The 16,483-nt window shown below is 67.8% G+C and carries 16 protein-coding genes; 10 read left to right on the forward strand and 6 right to left on the reverse strand.

What is annotated here, in order from left to right; translation table 11 throughout:
* Window positions 1-2: 2 nt before the first annotated feature.
* Window positions 3-869, reverse strand: coding sequence for an NAD(P)-dependent oxidoreductase (locus LE197_RS14120; protein ID WP_023108997.1), 867 nt, complete (start codon window positions 867-869; stop codon window positions 3-5).
* A 103-nt stretch (window positions 870-972) separates the two neighbouring features.
* Here LE197_RS14120 and LE197_RS14125 point away from each other — a divergent pair, with 103 nt between their 5' ends.
* Together LE197_RS14125 and LE197_RS14130 are read left to right on the forward strand one after the other, a co-directional pair.
* A complete protein-coding gene (locus LE197_RS14125) occupies window positions 973-1,524 on the forward strand; it encodes an exonuclease domain-containing protein (protein ID WP_003087377.1) in 552 nt (183 codons plus the stop codon).
* Between the two features lie 94 nt (window positions 1,525-1,618).
* A complete protein-coding gene (locus LE197_RS14130; RefSeq protein WP_003087375.1) occupies window positions 1,619-1,900 on the forward strand; it encodes a pyrimidine/purine nucleoside phosphorylase in 282 nt (93 codons plus the stop codon).
* A 117-nt stretch (window positions 1,901-2,017) separates the two neighbouring features.
* Here LE197_RS14130 and LE197_RS14135 read toward each other — a convergent pair whose 3' ends face one another.
* Together LE197_RS14135 and LE197_RS14140 are read right to left on the reverse strand one after the other, a co-directional pair.
* Window positions 2,018-2,614 (reverse strand): DUF1287 domain-containing protein, encoded by a 597-nt coding sequence (locus LE197_RS14135; protein WP_003104401.1) that lies wholly within the window; start codon window positions 2,612-2,614, stop codon window positions 2,018-2,020.
* A 10-nt stretch (window positions 2,615-2,624) separates the two neighbouring features.
* On the reverse strand, window positions 2,625-3,770 hold the full coding sequence (locus LE197_RS14140; protein ID WP_003122902.1) for an ATP-NAD kinase family protein: 1,146 nt from the start codon (window positions 3,768-3,770) through the stop codon (window positions 2,625-2,627).
* A 209-nt stretch (window positions 3,771-3,979) separates the two neighbouring features.
* Between LE197_RS14140 and LE197_RS14145 the strand changes: the two genes are divergently transcribed.
* Complete coding sequence (locus tag LE197_RS14145; RefSeq protein WP_003104406.1) at window positions 3,980-4,159, forward strand: PA1571 family protein; 180 nt, start codon at window positions 3,980-3,982, stop codon at window positions 4,157-4,159.
* 68 nt (window positions 4,160-4,227) lie between these two features.
* On the opposite strand, the gene LE197_RS14150 is transcribed toward LE197_RS14145, so the two are convergent.
* The gene (locus LE197_RS14150) at window positions 4,228-5,109 is read right to left on the reverse strand and encodes a LysR substrate-binding domain-containing protein (RefSeq protein ID WP_003104408.1); all 882 of its coding nucleotides are present in this window, start codon (window positions 5,107-5,109) and stop codon (window positions 4,228-4,230) included.
* A gap of 377 nt (window positions 5,110-5,486) precedes the next feature.
* Here LE197_RS14150 and LE197_RS14155 point away from each other — a divergent pair, with 377 nt between their 5' ends.
* The 6 genes from LE197_RS14155 to LE197_RS14180 all read left to right on the forward strand — a co-directional run bounded on the left by LE197_RS14155 (window position 5,487) and on the right by LE197_RS14180 (window position 11,878).
* Window positions 5,487-6,848, forward strand: coding sequence for an MFS transporter (locus tag LE197_RS14155; RefSeq protein ID WP_003144858.1), 1,362 nt, complete (start codon window positions 5,487-5,489; stop codon window positions 6,846-6,848).
* Between the two features lie 55 nt (window positions 6,849-6,903).
* Window positions 6,904-7,257 carry a RidA family protein gene (locus LE197_RS14160; protein WP_003104412.1) on the forward strand — a complete coding sequence of 118 codons (354 nt, stop codon included), beginning with the start codon at window positions 6,904-6,906 and terminating at the stop codon, window positions 7,255-7,257.
* Between the two features lie 10 nt (window positions 7,258-7,267).
* The gene (locus tag LE197_RS14165) at window positions 7,268-8,665 is read left to right on the forward strand and encodes an FAD-dependent oxidoreductase (RefSeq protein ID WP_003114272.1); all 1,398 of its coding nucleotides are present in this window, start codon (window positions 7,268-7,270) and stop codon (window positions 8,663-8,665) included.
* A 151-nt stretch (window positions 8,666-8,816) separates the two neighbouring features.
* The gene (locus tag LE197_RS14170; protein WP_011666714.1) at window positions 8,817-9,005 is read left to right on the forward strand and encodes a hypothetical protein; all 189 of its coding nucleotides are present in this window, start codon (window positions 8,817-8,819) and stop codon (window positions 9,003-9,005) included.
* A gap of 127 nt (window positions 9,006-9,132) precedes the next feature.
* Window positions 9,133-10,497: a glutamine synthetase family protein gene (locus tag LE197_RS14175; RefSeq protein ID WP_009314736.1), complete on the forward strand. Its 1,365-nt coding sequence runs from the start codon at window positions 9,133-9,135 to the stop codon at window positions 10,495-10,497.
* Window positions 10,498-10,567: 70 nt separating this feature from the next.
* Window positions 10,568-11,878, forward strand: coding sequence for an NAD(P)/FAD-dependent oxidoreductase (locus LE197_RS14180; RefSeq protein WP_003106000.1), 1,311 nt, complete (start codon window positions 10,568-10,570; stop codon window positions 11,876-11,878).
* 31 nt (window positions 11,879-11,909) lie between these two features.
* On the opposite strand, the gene tusA is transcribed toward LE197_RS14180, so the two are convergent.
* Both tusA and rlmM read right to left on the reverse strand, forming a co-directional pair.
* Complete coding sequence (gene tusA, locus LE197_RS14185) at window positions 11,910-12,149, reverse strand: sulfurtransferase TusA (protein WP_003105999.1); 240 nt, start codon at window positions 12,147-12,149, stop codon at window positions 11,910-11,912.
* An 84-nt stretch (window positions 12,150-12,233) separates the two neighbouring features.
* Window positions 12,234-13,292 carry a 23S rRNA (cytidine(2498)-2'-O)-methyltransferase RlmM gene (rlmM, locus tag LE197_RS14190; RefSeq protein WP_003087345.1) on the reverse strand — a complete coding sequence of 353 codons (1,059 nt, stop codon included), beginning with the start codon at window positions 13,290-13,292 and terminating at the stop codon, window positions 12,234-12,236.
* Between the two features lie 325 nt (window positions 13,293-13,617).
* On the opposite strand from rlmM, the gene acnA reads away from it, so the two are divergent.
* Window positions 13,618-16,350, forward strand: a complete 2,733-nt coding sequence (gene acnA, locus LE197_RS14195) for an aconitate hydratase AcnA (protein ID WP_003105996.1) — start codon at window positions 13,618-13,620, stop codon at window positions 16,348-16,350.
* The last annotated feature ends 133 nt before the right edge of the window (window positions 16,351-16,483 follow it).

Genomic DNA, 16,483 nt, shown 5'->3' on the forward strand with positions numbered 1-16,483 from the left:
CGTCACGAACGCAGCCGGGCGATCAGGCTGGAGGTATCCCAACGACCGCCGCCCATCGCCTGCACTTCGGCGTAGAACTGGTCGACCAGCGCCGTGACCGGCAACTGCGCGCCGTTGCGCCGCGCCTCGGCGAGCAGGATCGACAGGTCCTTGCGCATCCAGTCCACGGCGAAGCCGAAGTCGAACTCTCCGGCCAGCATGCTCTGGTGGCGGTTTTCCAGTTGCCAGGACTGGGCCGCGCCCTTGCCGATCACCTGCATCGCCGCCTCGCCATCGAGACCGGCGCACCGGGCGAAGTGCAGCGCCTCGGCCAGGCCCTGGAGCAGCCCCGCGACGCAGATCTGGTTGACCATCTTGGTCAACTGCCCGCTACCCACGTCGCCCATTCGCCGGACCATCCGCGCATAGCTGCGCAACAGCGGTTCGGCGCGTCGATAGAAGGCCTCCTCGCCACCGACCATCACCGTCAGGGCGCCGTTGACCGCGCCTGCCTGGCCGCCGGAGACCGGCGCGTCGAGAAAGCCCAGCTCACGCTCGGCAGCCAGCAGCGACAGCTCGCGGGCGACTTCCGCCGAAGCGGTGGTGTGGTCGACGAACAGGCTGCCCGGCGCCATTCCGGCGAAGGCGCCCTGCTCGCCCAGCGCCACGGCACGCAGGTCGTCGTCGTTACCGACGCAGCAGAACACCAGTTCGGCGCCGGCACAGGCCTCGCGCGGCGTATCGGCGTATCGTCCGGCGTACTCCTCGACCCAGCGCAGCGCCTTGGCCGACGAGCGATTATAGACGCAGACGTGATAGCCCTCGCGCTGCAGGTGCCCGGCCATCGGGTAGCCCATCGTGCCCAGGCCGAGAAATGCGACCGCAGTCATTCCGTCATCTCCTCGAAATCCGATCCCGCAGCCTAGCACAGCGGTTTGCCGAGGTCCGGAAGCCCCGCCATACTCAGCGCGGACCCTGGTATGGATAGCTCCGATGCCTCACTGGCTGGTAATCGATCTGGAGGCCACTACCGCGGAAGGCGGCTGGCCCCTGGAGGAAATGGAAATCATCGAGATCGGCGCCACCCTGGTCGCCGCCGCGGACGCCCGCGAACTGGACCACTTCCAGCGTTTCGTACGACCGGTCAGGCGGCCGCTGCTGACCCACTTCTGCCGCGACCTCACGCATATCAGCCAGGCCAACGTCGATGGCGCCGCCCATCTCGACACGGTCTGGGAAGCCTTCGAGCGCTGGCTCGCCCAGCATCGTCCGCGACTGGCCGGCTGGGCCAGCTGGGGCGACTACGACCGCCGCCAGCTGGAGCAGGAATGGCGCCAGCACGGGCTGACCAGCCAGCTCAGCGAAGTGCCGCACGTCAATCTCAAGCAACGCTTCGGCGAAGTCCGCCAGTTGCCCCGCCCGGTCGGCCTGAACGCGGCCCTGCAACTGGCCGGGATGAGTTTCCAGGGCCAGCAGCACCGCGCCCTGGAGGATGCCCGCAATACCGCACGGCTGCTGCCGCTGGTATTGCCGGTGGAGCATTGAACGAGGCCCGCGCCGCCTAGTGACGCCTTTCCGAGGCTTGGGCATACTGGCGGGCCTTTTCAAACCCGCCTGTTCACCCCTTCAGGAGAAGCCCATGTTCAAGGTCAACGAATACTTCGACGGCACCGTCAAATCCATCGCCTTCGACATGACCGCCGGCCCGGCCACCATCGGCGTGATGGCGGCAGGCGAATACGAGTTCGGCACCAGCCAGCTGGAGATCATGCATGTGGTCGCCGGCGCGCTGACGGTCAAGCTGCCGGGCAGTGACGAGTGGCAGGAATACGCCAGCGGCAGCCAGTTCACCGTCCCGGCGAACAGCAAGTTCCAGCTCAAGGTCGCCCAGGACACCGCCTACCTCTGCGAATACCGCTGAGCCCGGGCAGACAGGAAAACCGGCCACAGGCCGGTTTTTTCTTGCCCGCCGTCCAGCGGCGGCGGCGGAGGAATCGAGCTGCGCTCATCCGCCGCTGGAGCGGCTTGCCCAGCCCATTCAGCCCTGCGGGAAGCGGTAGTGGCCGATGACCTGGTAGCGGAACAGCAGGTCCTCTTCCCGCACGCCGGCACCGATGTTGTGCAACACCAGCGGCCTGCCCTCCAGCCTGCGATCGGAAAGCACGCCGATATGCAGCAGGCCGTTGTCCAGGCGCCAGGCGACTATGTCTCCGGCCCGGTAGGCGGAAGCGTCGCGGCTAGGCGCCAGGGCCAGGCCCTGGCGGCTGAACCAGGTCATCAGGTTCGGTACGCGGCGGTGATCGATGTTGCGGTCGGTGCCTTTCATTCCCCATTGCTGCGGGTAGGCCGCGAAGTGGCGACGCATGTCCTCGTGCACCGCCTTCTGTAGATCCAGCCCCTGTCCGCGCAGCGCACGGACCACCACGTCGGTGCAGACCCCGGTCTGCAGCGGCACGTCGCCGCCCGGATAGTCCAGTTGCCGGTAGGCCGGGTCGTAGCCCAGGGTAACGCCCACCTGGGCACGCGCCGCATCCACCAGTCGCTGCGGTTCGACCGCAGCGGCCGCCACCAGCGGCAGTCCGAGCATGGCGAGCAGCAACAGGCGGCGCAGCGCGCCGGATACGTCCTTGTCCATCCTTTTCCTCCTAAGCGCCCGCGGGCGCGTCCTGGTCCTTCGCGTATCCCAGCGGATACAGCAGTTCTTCCTTGTAGCCGGCCCAGACCCGGATGGCGTCCGGGAAGCTGTCGTCCAGCACCGGGTCGCCGCTGTCGACCAGCAACGGGCGGCCCCCGAGGGTCCCCAGCTTGCGCTTGGTGGCGACCACCCGCATGCGCTCCAGGCCGATGGCGCGCAACACCCGGGGACTGATCTGCTGGTTGCCGCGACCGATCACGTGGCCCTGGCCGCCGATGGCGGTGACCAGCAGGTACGCCGGATGACCGTCCACCAGTTCGAACAGCCGCGCCTCGTCGACGTCGCGGGCGATCACCGCGCCATTCTCCAGCACGTCGACGCCCAGCAGGGTGGTTTCCAGGCCGAGATTGCGCGCCAGGCCATGCAAGGTCGAGCCCGGTCCGAGCACATAGCGCACGCCGTCTTCCCAGTTTTCCGCCAGCCAGTCGGCGAGGTCCACCAGCACCAGCTCCTCGGACTCCATCCCTGCCTGCTTCACGTGCTGCATGAAGTGGCCCTCCTCCGGCACTGTCATCTCGCCGTACCAACGCGCGGCGACGCGGCCGGCGCGCAGCGCCTCTTCGTCGAGGTCGCGCACCTCGCCGCTGGCCAGGCGCACCAAGCCGCCCTCGACCAGGCGCCTGGCCAATTCGCCGGCCGCGCGCGGACTGATGGCATAGACCCCGGAGTGGATCTTCACCCCGGCCGGAATGCCGAGCACCGGCTGTTGCTCGCGCACCACCCCGGCAACATCCCGTGCTGTGCCATCACCACCGGCGAACAGGATCAGGGCGACACCGGCCTCCTGCAGGCGCTCGATCGCCAACCGGGTATCCGCCGCGCTGCTGACCGCTCCCTGCCACTCGCCGAGCAGGCGATGGCGGAAGCCCATGCGCTCGAGCAACTCGCCACCCATGGCCCCGGGAAAGGTCAGGAACTCGATCTTCTCGACCAGCGGCAACAGGCACTCCAGGGCTACCCGGGTGCGCTCCAGCGCACGTGGTTCGGCGCCTCTGGCCAGGGCCTCGGCGGCCACCCCGTCGCTACCCTTCAAGGCGACCGGGCCACCAAGCCCGGCCAGGGGATTGACCACCAACCCCAGGCGAAACATGTCCATACTCATCCTCGGGCGAACTCCAGGACGCCCACACCGGTCGGACCACTATAACCAGAAAAACCCAGCGGTAGCCGGCAAGCTGGCACGCCGACTGCAAGATTGCTATGGTCCATGGCTTTCGCGTTGGAGCGGCACGACATCCGCCGTTTGTCACGGCGGTTTCATCTGCGCTCCCTAGACTGCCGATAAACCTGATGAGGAGACGGGCAATGAATTCGCAACACACCGATACCGCCAAGCGCCGCGTGATCCCCTTCAATACGCAGCAGCACACCGGTGGCGCCATCATCGACGCCCAGGGCCGGGAGATCCCGATCACCGAGGTGATGATCCAGCGCGCCTGCCGCGAACTGGACAGGTCCCTGGAGCAGGAACAGAAGCAGGCCTGAGCGCCCGCCAGCACGACTTCGAAGCCCGGCATCCGCCGGGCTTTTTTTCGCTTGCGCGAAGCCGCGCCCTAGCTCGGCGCCGGCAGGTCCTCGCCGACCAGGTCGAGGAAGGTCTCGACGATCCGCCGCGAACGCTGTTCGCGCAGGCACACCAGGGTCTCGGTCAGGCGTCGCTGGCAATCGACGATGGGTAGCGCATGGACCCGCGTGTCGGCGCCGAACTCCGCGGCCGACACCACCCCCACGCCGATCCCCGCCACCACCGCCTCGCGCGAGGCCTCGCGGCCCTCGACCTGGATCGCCGGACGGATCCGCAGGCCGGCGCGGCTCATCTCCTCCTCCAGGGTCTGGCGGGTCACCGAGCCCTGCTCGCGCAGCACCAGCGGCATGTCGTCGAGATCGGCGAGCCGGATCGACTCGCGCCCGGCCCACGGATGGCTGAGCGAAACGAAGGCGACGATCGGGTCGTTGCGCAGGGTCAGCGAAAGCAACCGCTCGTCGCTGACGTCCCGGCCCAACAGGGCCAGGTCGGCCTGGTAGCTGAACAGTCGCTGCAGAGACTCGTCGGTATTGCCGGTCTCCACCCGCACCGCGATGCCCGGATAGCGCTCGCAGAAACGCGCGATCTGCGGCAATACGTGCACCGGCGCATCCACCGCCAGGGTCAGGGTGCCGGTCTGCAGGGCGCTGGAGGCGGACAACAGCTCCTCCGCCTCGGCCTCGATCGCGAACAGCCGCTGGGTCACCGCGAGCAGGCGCTCGCCCAGTTCGCTCAGGCGCACCGAGCGCTTGTTACGGTGGAACAGCAGCACGCCGTAACGCTCCTCCAGCTTGCGCACCTGGTCGGAAACCGCCGGCTGGGTGAGAAACAGGCGCTCGGCGGCGCGCGTGAAGCTGCCGTACACGGCGACCGCATGGAAAGCCTTCAACTGTGCATGGGATACCGACATGGACCTTCACCATTCCAGGCAGGACAAGGGGTTCCGCGCCATGGGCGGCGCACACGGGAATGACCGTTCGGTCAACTTCCTCGACCCACGCCGCGCCAGGCTTACGGACAAACAAGTAAAACTTATATTTAAAATTTGATAAATCGATTTCACTTATTTATCCGGAATTGTTTCCATCGCTTCACCACAGCGCGCCAGCGCCTCGGCAGCCAGCCCCTGCCAGGGCAGCCGCAACCCTTACCCAGGAGGTGAAGCCGACTCCAGATACCTCTGACCAGGCACCGCGACATGGCGGTGCGGAAGTGCTCATCAGAACAACAACAAGGCGTGTTCCCCTCACACCTGCCGGCACCGATAACAAGATCGAGGTCAGATCCATGAATCAACGTCCCGGGACGGCGCTGCCGTCCTCTCCCGTGTCCAGCTTCCAGCGCTGGCGCCTGCAGATATTCGCGATCACCTGGCTGGCCTACGCCGCCTTCTATTTCACCCGCAAGGCCTTTTCCGTCGCCAAGCTCGGCATCGCCGAAGATCCGGACTTCCAGTTGGACAAGATGGCGATGGCCGATCTCGACGCTATCTATCTCGCCGCCTATGCCGTCGGCCAGTTCACCTGGGGCGTGCTGGCCGACCGCTTCGGCCCGCGCATCGTGGTGTTCGGCGGCCTGCTGATCTCCGCACTGGCCGCGCTGGTCATGGGCACCTTCGCCACCCTGCCGATCTTCGCCACCTGCATGGTGGTCCAGGGACTGGCGCAGTCCACCGGCTGGTCGGGGCTGTGCAAGAACATCGGTAGTTTCTTCGCCACCCACGAACGCGGTCGGGTGCTCGGCCTGTGGAGCACCTGCTACGCCTTCGGCGGCCTGGTCGCCTCGCCGTTCGCCGGCTGGTGGGCGTACAGCGTGTTCGGTACCTGGCACGCGGCGTTCTACTCCAGCGCCGCGGTGGTCGGCGGCGTGGCCCTGCTGTTCCTGCTGTTGCAGCGCAACCGCCCGGAAGACGTCGGCCATCCTCCCGTCGAACCGCAGGCCGCGAGCGAAGCCGTGCGCTATGCCGGCTTCAGGCCGGAAGGCGGCAACGGCGGCAGCCTGCAGGTGCTCGCCAAGGTGGTGCGCAACCGCACGGTGCTCTGCCTCGGCCTGGCCTACTTCCTGCTCAAGCCGGCGCGCTACGCGATCCTCCTGTGGGGACCGGTGATCGTCTACGAACGCATGCCGGCGCTCGGCAAGGTCGGCGCGGCGATCGTTCCCACCGCCTTCGAGGTAGCCGGCCTGCTCGGCCCGATCCTGATCGGCTTCGCCTCGGACAAGCTGTTCGGCGCACGGCGCATGCCGGCCTGCGTGATCAGCCTGCTGGCGCTGACCGTCTGCCTGGCGCTGTTCGTCCCGGCGATGACCACCGGCAGCATTCCGATAGTGGTCGGCCTGCTGTTCATGATGGGACTGACCCTGTACGGCCCGGACTCGATGATCTGCGGCTCCGCCGCCATCGACTTCGGCACCAGCGAGGCCGCCGGCACCGCCTCCGGCTTCGTCAATGGCTGCGGTTCGGTGGGCGCGATCCTCGGCGGTCTGTTGCCCGGCTATTTCGACACCTACACGGTGTTCATCGGCTTCACCATCGCAGCCCTGATCGCCACCGCGGTGCTCCTCCCGCACTGGAACAGCCGGCCCGGCGGCGCACGGGAAAGCCTGCGGAATATCCCCAGCCTGGCGGACTTCCGTCCCATCCGCTCCTGACCGTCCGCGGCGGGAACCTCCGCCGCGTCCTTCTCCACGAACCGGGAACCCCCTCATGCATATCGAACGTTTCGAAGTCGTCAAGCGTCGGGCCGAGATGGCCCTGCACGGCAACACGGTCTACATCGGCGGCCAGGTCGCAGACGACCCCAGCGGTGACATCCAGGACCAGACCCGCCAGATCCTGGAGAACATCGACCGGCTGCTCCAGAGCGTTGGCAGCGACCGCGGCCAGGTGCTCTCGGTACGCATACTGCTAGCCCACCGGGAGGACTACGCCGGTCTCAACCAGGTCTGGGACCAGTGGTTTCCCGAAGGCCGGGCGCCGACCCGCGCCTGTAGCCTGGCCGAGTTGATCGACCCGCGCTGGCGGGTGGAAATGATCGTCGTCGCCGCCCGCCCGCAGTGAGAGCACAGCCATGACCTTCCGACCCTTCTGGCTGGACCAGGCCCTACGCTCCGAACATGCGGCACCCTGCCCGCCGCTGGCCGGGGATACCCGCGCCGACGTGTGCATCGTCGGCGGCGGCTACACCGGCCTGTGGACCGCCATCATGCTCAAGGAGCACGATCCCGGGCTCGATGTGGTGCTGGTCGAGGCCGACCTCTGCGGCGCCGGCGCCAGCGGCCGCAACGGCGGCTGCGCGCTGTCCTGGTCGGCCAAGTTCTTCACCCTGGAACGGCTGTTCGGACTAACCGAGGCGATCCGCCTGGTCAAGGCCTCCGAGGACAGCATCCGGGCCATCGGCGCCTTCTGCCAGCGCTACGACGTCGAGGCCGACTACCGGCTGGACGGCACCCTCTATACCGCCACCAACCCGGCCCAGGTCGGCAGCACCGACAGCGTGATCGCCGCTCTGGAGCGCCACGGCATCAACTCCTTCGCCAAGCGCCCGCTGGCCGACGTGCAGCGCCTGGCCGGCTCGCGCAGGCACCTGGAGGGCTGGTTCTCACCGGCTGCCGCGACGGTGCAACCAGGCAAGCTGGTTCGCGGCCTGCGCCGGGTCGCCCTGCAACTGGGGGTACGCCTGTACGAAGGCACGCCGATGCGAGGACTGGAGCACGGCCGCCCGGCGGAAGTGGTCACCCCCCACGGGCGGGTCGTCGCCGGCCGCGTGGTGCTGGCGCTGAACGCCTGGATGGCGAGGGCCTTCCCGCAGTTCGAACGCAGCGTGGCGATCGTCTCCAGCGACATGCTCATCACCGAGCCACGACCGGACCTGTTGCAGGAGATCGGCCTGACCAGCGGGGTCAGCGTGCTCGACTCACGGATCTTCGTGCATTACTACCACAACACCCCGGACGGCCGGCTGATGCTCGGCAAGGGCGGCAACACCTTCGCCTACGGCGGACGCATGCTGCCGGTGTTCGACCGCCCCTCGCCGTATCTCGGACAACTGCGTGGCAGCTTGCGGGAGTTCTTCCCCGAGTTCGCCGAGGTCGCCATCGAGGCCAGCTGGAACGGTCCGTCGGATCGCTCGGTGACCGGCCTGCCGTTCTTCGGCCGGCTCGACGGCCGCGACAATGTGTTCTACGGCTTCGGCTACTCCGGCAGCGGCGTCGGTCCATGCCACATGGGCGGGCAGATCCTTTCTTCGCTGGCGCTCGGCCTGGACAATCCCTGGACCCGTTCGCCGCTGACCCAGGGGCCGCTCGGCCGCTTCCCGCCGGAGCCGATCCGCTATGTCGGTTCGCTGATGGTGCGCAACGCGATCCGTCGCAAGGAGCACGCCGAAGACGCCGGCCGGCGCCCGCGTCATCTCGACGTACGCCTGGCCAGGTTCGCCGCCGCCGCGGGCAAGGCCGACAAGGGTTGAGCCGCTTTCCGGGCGTCTCTTCAGCCCATTCGGGGGCGCCCTTCTTTTTCCTTCGGTTTCGATTTCGCTCAAGCAAAGGTCGTAAAAAGCGCATTTAATTCACCCGTCAGCCTGTGCGAGGCTGTTCCAACCCCTGGCCCAGTTTTCCTTCATGCACCTACCGACGACGCGCACCCTGCCCTACCAGCCTTCCGCCAACCCGGCCGGAACGCCCGCGCGTCTACCCCGCAAGCACAGCCGCTGGCTGGAACTGGAGCCGCTCGCCCTCCCTCTCGAACTGGCCTTCTGGGCGCTCTGGCATTGCCGCCACGCGCGTCCGCCGGACGCTCGTCACGCCTGATATCCCTCCGGCCCCGCGCAACGGCGGGGCCGGCCTGCCGCTTGCATGCCGTTCCGCGACGCTGCCGTCGCCGGAGCGCCGCTGCGAGCGTCGCGACGCTACCGGACAAGACCGACAAGAGAGCCCCATGAACTTCGCCTGCGAACAAGAAGCCCAGGATTTCCTGGCCGCCAACCCCGACATCGAACTCTTCGAACTGTTCATTCTCGACGCCAACGGCGTGCCGCGCGGCAAGCTGCTGCACCGCGACGAGCTGCTGGCCGTCTACCGCAGCGGCCGGCCGCTGCCGAGCACCATCCTCGGGCTGACGATGAACGGCGAGGACGTCGAGGACTCTGGCCTGGTCTGGGACGTCGGCGACATCGACTGCCGCGCCTACCCCCTGTCCGGCAGCCTGGTGCGCCTGCCCTGGCGACAGATCCCGACGGCGGCGGTGCAGGTCAGCATGCACCCGAGCGAGGGCCTGCCCGCCAGCGTCGCCGATCCGCGGCACCTCCTGGTGCGAACCATCGACGCGCTGAAGAGCGAGGGCTATCACCCGGTGATGGCCGCCGAGCTGGAGTTCTACCTGCTCGACCGTGAGCGCGACGCCAACGGCCGCCCGCAACCGGCTCGCGACGCCGATGGCGGCCGCCCGCGGGCGACCCAGGTCTACGGCCTGCGCGAACTGGAGCAGATCGAGCCGTTCCTCGCCGACCTCTATGCCGCCTGCAAGGCGCAGGGCCTGCCGGCACGCACGGCGATCTCGGAATACGCCCCGGGCCAGGTGGAAATCACCCTCGACCACGGCGACGCCCTAGTCGCCATGGACCAGGCGATCCGCTACAAGCGCCTGGTCAAGGGCGTCGCGCACAAGCACGGAATGCTCGCCTGCTTCATGGCCAAGCCGTTCGACGACCTGGCCGGCACCGGCATGCACCTGCACGTCAGCCTGGCCGACGAACAAGGCCACAACCTGTTCGCCAGCGACGACCCCGCCGGCACGCCGTTGCTGCGCCAGGCGGTCGGCGGCATGCTCGCCAGCCTGCTCGACTCGCTCCTGCTGTTCTGTCCCAACGCCAACTCCTACCGGCGCTTCCAGGCCAACAGCTACGCGCCGCTGGCGCAGACCTGGGGCGTCGACAACCGCACCGTGAGCCTGCGCGTGCCGGGCGGCCCGGCCTCCAGTCGGCATATCGAGCACCGCATCTGCGGCGCCGACGCCAACCCCTACCTGGCCGCCGCGGCGCTTCTCGCCGGGGTCCACCGCGGCATCCGCGAAGGCATCGATCCGGGCGCGCCGGTGGAGGGCAATGGCTACGCCCAGGCCGGCAAGCGCCTGCCCACCGACTGGCTGACCGCCCTCGACGCCCTGCAAGGCTCCGAGTGGGCGCGGGAAGCCTTCGGCGAGCCGTTCCTCGGCGTCTACCTGGCGGTGAAGCGCGCGGAATACCGGCAATTCATGGGCGAGGTCGGCGAGCAGGACTGGCGCTGGTACCTGACCCAGGCCTGAGCCACCCCGGACCCGCCCGCATACGGCGGCGCGCCGGCAGGACGCGCCGCACTGGAACAAGGAATACCCGATGAACGCAGCAATCCATCCCCGTCCGGCCGCGGAACGCGCGCCGTCCTACTACGCCGCCACGCTCAACGAGGAAACCGACTATCCGACCCTGCTGGGCGCGGTGACGGTCGACATCGCCATCATCGGCGGCGGCTTCACCGGCGTCGCCACGGCGGTCGAACTGGCCGAGCGTGGCTACAAGGTAGCCCTGGTCGAGACCCATCGCATCGGCTGGGGCGCCAGCGGGCGCAACGGCGGCCAGGTCACCGGCAGCCTGTCCGGCGACGCGGCGATGCACAAGCAGATGCGCCAATGGCTGGGCGCCGAGGTCGAGGACTTCATCTGGCACCTGCGCTGGCGCGGCCACGAGATCATCCGCCAGCGGGTGGAGAAGTACGGCATCGCCTGCGACCTTCGCCATGGCCACCTGCACGCGGCGATGAAGGCCAGCCACATGGGCGAGCTGCAGGCCTCCTACGAGGAGGCGGTGCGCCGCGGCATGGGCGACCAGGTGGTCCTGTTGGACAAGGCCGGCGTCCAGGCCCACCTGGAGACCGAGCTGTACTGCGGCGCGCTGAAGAACACCCGCAACATGCACCTGCACCCGCTCAACCTGTGCATCGGCGAGGCCAGGGCGGCGGCCGGCCTCGGCGCGCTGATCTTCGAACATTCCGAGGTGCTGGATATCGTCCACGGCCCGCGGCCGGCGGTGATTACCCGCGAGGGAAGGATCGAGGCGCAGCAGATCCTGCTTGCCGGCGATGTCTACCACAAGCTCGAACGCAGGCAGCTCAAGGGGATGATCTTCCCGGCCATGGGCGGAATCGTTACCACCCGGCCGCTGGGCGAGCTGGCACGGGAGATCAACCCGCAGGGGCTGGCGGTCTACGATTGCCGCTTCGTCCTCGATTACTACCGCCCCACCGCCGACGGCCGCCTGCTGTTCGGTGGCGGCGCCAATTACTCGGGCCGCGACTCGCGGGACATCGCCGCCGAGCTGCGGCCATGCATCGAGCGCACCTTCCCGCGCCTGAAGGGCGTGGAGATCGAGTTCCAGTGGAGTTGCGCCATGGGCATCGTGATGAACCGGATCCCCCAGCTCGGCAAGCTCTCCGACAACGTCTGGTACTGCCAGGGCTACTCGGGGCATGGCGTGGCCACCAGCCACATCATGGGCGAGATCATGGCCAAGGCGATGAGCGGGAGCCTGGAGCAGTTCGACACCTTCGCCCGTTGCAAGCACCTCAGGGTGCCGCTGGGCGACCTCTTCGGCAATCCGATGCTGGCCGCCGGGATGTGGTACTACCAGCTCATGGAGAAGCTGCGCTGAAGCGCGAGGGATGGCGGGGTCCGCGGAAGGCCTAGTCGGCCTTCTTGCGGATCCAGTAGAGATAGGTGCCCGCCTCTTCCTGCTGCTCGACCAGCTCGTGGCCGAGGAACACGCAGAACTTGGGGATGTCGCGGCGGGTCGAGGGATCGGTGGCGATCACCTTGAGCAGGCCGCCGGGCGCCAGGTCGCGGACCTTGTTGTGCAGCATCATCACCGGCTCGGGACAGTTCAGGCCGGTGGCGTCGAGAATGGCGTCGACAGAATGGGTCATCGGGAAACTCCGCAACAGAATCCGCGCATTGTCGCGCATGCGGCGCGGCCGGTCACCTGTCCCCGGCCGGAATGCCGCCGCCCCTCAGCGTTCGAGGCGGCGTAGATGGCAGGTCACTTCCTCGCGGTCGTGATACAGCTGCTTGCAGCCGATCGCTACCTTCAGGCCGCGCGCGTCGAAGCTCTCACGCAGGCGCTGGAGGATCTTGCGCACCTCGGCGTAGCGCTGCTTCATCGGCAGCTTGAGGTTGACCACCGCCTCGCGGCAAAGCCCTTCGCCGATCCAGGTCTCGATCAACGCACCGGTGCGTGCCGGCTTCTCGACGATGTCGCAGACCATCCAGTCGACCCGCTGGCGCGGGCGGTACTGGTAGCCGTCGACCTTCTGGTGGTCGACCAGCCCGGAATACATCAGGTTCTCCGCCATCGGCCCGTTGTCCACGGCGGTCACCCGCATCTCCCGGTTAACCAGTTGCCAGGTCCAGCCGCCCGGCGCCGCACCGAGGTCCACGGCGAGCATGTCCGGCGCCAGGCGCTTGTCCCATTCGCTGCGCGGGATGAACTGGTGCCAGGCTTCCTCCAGCTTCAGCGTCGAACGGCTCGGCGCCTCGCGGGGAAACTTCAGGCGCGGGATGCCCATCGGCCAGAGCGCGCTGTTGCGCGGCTCGGCGAGGCCGACGAAGACTTCCCGGCCGGAGCGGAAGGTCAGCAGCAGGCGCGGCAGCGCCGGGTCCTCCTGCAAGCGCCCGGCCTTCACCAGCGCCGCGCGCAGCGGTTTCTCGAACTTGCGGCAGAAGGTCGACACCTCCTTGCCGGCATTGGTGTCCAGCACCTCCAGCCAGAGGCTGCCGCAAACCGGATAACTCGCCAGTTCCGCCAGCAGTACCTCGATGCGCTGGCTTTCCGGCAATTCGATGAAGCCGGGCCCGCGCGCCCACTGGCGCGGGAAGATCAAGTCGGCGAAACGCAGGCGGCGCATCAGGCGCTCGGCGCCGTCGGCGTCCTGGCAGACGAACTCGACGTGGGCGCTGGCCGGCTTGCTCTTGGCATAGCCGGGAATCTCGAGAGTGGCTGCATGCTCGGCGATTTCGGCGCAGACTTCACCTTCGAAGCCTGGCCGGCAGTGCATCAACAGGGTATTCATGGGGTTGTCTCCTTGGCCGCGCACTATAGTGCCGGGCATGCCTCAAGGAACTGCAGCGACCGTTCGTCGGTCCAGTGTATATGGCAGGAGCCCTCGAGCCGGTCTAGCTTGAAGGTTTCGAACAACGCTATCCCAAAGTCTGACTCTCGCCAGCGGCCGGTACCGATGGGATCGGGCCACCGCGCATTACCGAGGTAACGGCACCCTGGCGTCCGCGGACGCCGCGGGTCCCGGGCGAAGCCAGGCACTATCGGCTCGACGACGGGCCTGGCGTCAGGACGAGGCCAGGCCCGCCGCCCCCGGGCCCGCCGTGAGGAAATCAGAAATGCCTGCTTTGGACAGCCTGAAAACCCTTCGCAGTCTCGCTGTGGACGGCAAGACCTACCACTACTACAGCCTCCCGGAAGCCGCCCGGACCCTGGGCGATCTCGGCAAGCTGCCGATGTCGCTGAAGGTCCTGCTGGAAAACCTCCTGCGCTGGGAGGACGGCAGCACCGTCACCGGCGACGACCTCAAGGCCCTCGCCGGCTGGCTCAGGGAGCGCCGTTCCGACCGCGAGATCCAGTACCGCCCGGCGCGGGTCCTGATGCAGGACTTCACCGGGGTTCCCGCGGTGGTCGACCTGGCCGCCATGCGCGCGGCCATGGCCAAGGCCGGCGGCGACCCGCAGAAGATCAACCCACTGTCGCCGGTGGACCTGGTCATCGACCACTCGGTGATGGTCGACAAGTTCGCCAGCGAATCGGCCTTCGAACAGAACGTCGAGATCGAGATGCAGCGCAACGGCGAACGCTACGCCTTCCTGCGCTGGGGCCAGAACGCCTTCGACAACTTCAGCGTGGTACCGCCGGGCACCGGCATCTGCCACCAGGTCAACCTGGAGTACCTGGGCCGCACGGTCTGGACCAAGGACGAGGATGGCAGGACCTACGCCTTCCCCGACACCCTGGTCGGCACCGACTCCCACACCACCATGATCAACGGCCTCGGCGTGCTCGGCTGGGGCGTCGGCGGCATCGAGGCGGAAGCCGCCATGCTCGGCCAGCCGGTATCGATGCTGATCCCCGAGGTCATCGGCTTCAAGCTCACCGGCAAGCTGCGCGAGGGCATCACCGCCACCGACCTGGTGCTGACCGTCACGCAGATGCTGCGCAAGAAGGGCGTGGTGGGGAAATTCGTCGAGTTCTACGGCGACGGCCTGGCCGACCTGCCCCTGGCGGACCGCGCCACCATCGCCAACATGGCCCCGGAATACGGCGCCACCTGCGGCTTCTTCCCGGTGGACGAGATCACCCTCGGCTACCTGCGCCTGTCCGGACGTCCGGAAAGCACGGTCAAGCTGGTCGAGGCCTACAGCAAGGAACAGGGCCTGTGGCGCGAGAAGGGCCACGAGCCGGTGTTCACCGACACCCTGCACCTGGACATGGGCGAAGTCGAGGCCAGCCTGGCCGGACCGAAGCGCCCGCAGGACCGCGTGGCCCTGCAGAACGTCGCCAGCGCCTTCAACGAGTTCCTCGGCCTGCAACTGCATCCCTCCAGCACCGAAGAAGGCCGCCTGCTCAGCGAGGGCGGCGGCGGCACCGCGGTCGGCGCCAACGCCGCCTTCGGCGAGATCGACTACCAGCACGACGGCCAGACCCACCGCCTGAAGAACGGCGCGGTGGTGATCGCCGCCATCACCTCCTGCACCAACACCTCCAACCCCAGCGTGATGATGGCCGCCGGCCTGCTGGCGAAGAAGGCGGTGGAAAAAGGCCTGCAACGCAAGCCCTGGGTGAAGAGTTCGCTGGCGCCGGGCTCCAAGGTGGTCACCGACTACTTCAAGGCTGCCGGCCTGACCCGCTACCTCGACGAACTCGGCTTCGACCTGGTCGGCTACGGCTGCACCACCTGCATCGGCAACTCCGGCCCGCTGCTGGAGCCGATCGAGAAAGCCATCCAGCAGGCCGACCTGACCGTCGCCTCGGTACTCTCCGGCAACCGCAACTTCGAAGGCCGCGTGCACCCGTTGGTGAAGACCAACTGGCTGGCCTCGCCGCCGCTGGTGGTGGCCTACGCCCTGGCCGGCAGCGTGCGGATCAACCTCAGCGAGGAACCGCTGGGCACCGGCAAGGACGGCCAGCCGGTCTACCTGAAGGACATCTGGCCGAGCCAGAAGGAAATCGCCGAGGCGATCCAGAAGGTCGACACCGAGATGTTCCACAAGGAGTACGCCGAGGTCTTCGCCGGCGACGAGAAATGGCAGGCGATCCAGGTGCCGCAGTCGGACACCTACGAGTGGCAGGCCGACTCCACCTACATCCAGCATCCACCCTTCTTCGAACACATCGCCGAGGCGCCGCCGGCCATCGCCGACGTCGAGCAGGCGCGGGTGCTGGCGGTGCTGGGCGACTCGGTGACCACCGACCACATCTCCCCTGCCGGCAACATCAAGGCCGACAGCCCGGCCGGCCGCTACCTGCGCGAGCACGGCGTGGAACCGAAGGACTTCAACTCCTACGGCTCCCGTCGCGGCAACCATGAGGTGATGATGCGCGGCACCTTCGCCAACATCCGCATCAAGAACGAGATGCTCGGCGGCGAGGAAGGCGGCAATACCCTGTACGTGCCCAGCGGCGAGAAACTGGCGATCTACGACGCGGCCATGCGTTACCAGGAGGACGGCACCCCGCTGGTGATCGTCGCCGGCAAGGAATACGGCACCGGCTCGTCGCGCGACTGGGCGGCCAAGGGTACCAACCTGCTGGGCGTGAAGGCGGTGATCGCGGAGAGCTTCGAGCGCATCCACCGCTCCAACCTGGTCGGCATGGGCGTGCTGCCGTTGCAGTTCGAGAACGGCCAGGACCGCAAGAGCCTGAAGCTGACCGGCAAGGAGGTGCTGAACATCCGCGGCCTCGGCGGCGAACTCAAGCCGCACATGCCGCTCAGCGTGGAAGTGACCCGCGAGGACGGCAGCCAGGACAGCTTCAAGGTCCTCTGCCGCATCGACACCCTCAACGAGGTCGAGTATTTCAAGGCCGGCGGCATCCTCCACTACGTGCTGCGCAGCATGCTCTGAGGCAGCGGCGGTACGCGCGGAGGGGTGGCTTCGGCCACCCCTTTTTCATTCCGGCGCCCGGGGCCGCGGGCGCTTCGCAGGGCGAACGACGCCCCGGCGTCATCCGCCGATACCCCGCAGGACCGGCGGATGG

The sequence above is a fragment of the Pseudomonas sp. PS1(2021) genome, from assembly GCF_020405165.1.
Taxonomy (GTDB): domain Bacteria; phylum Pseudomonadota; class Gammaproteobacteria; order Pseudomonadales; family Pseudomonadaceae; genus Pseudomonas; species Pseudomonas aeruginosa.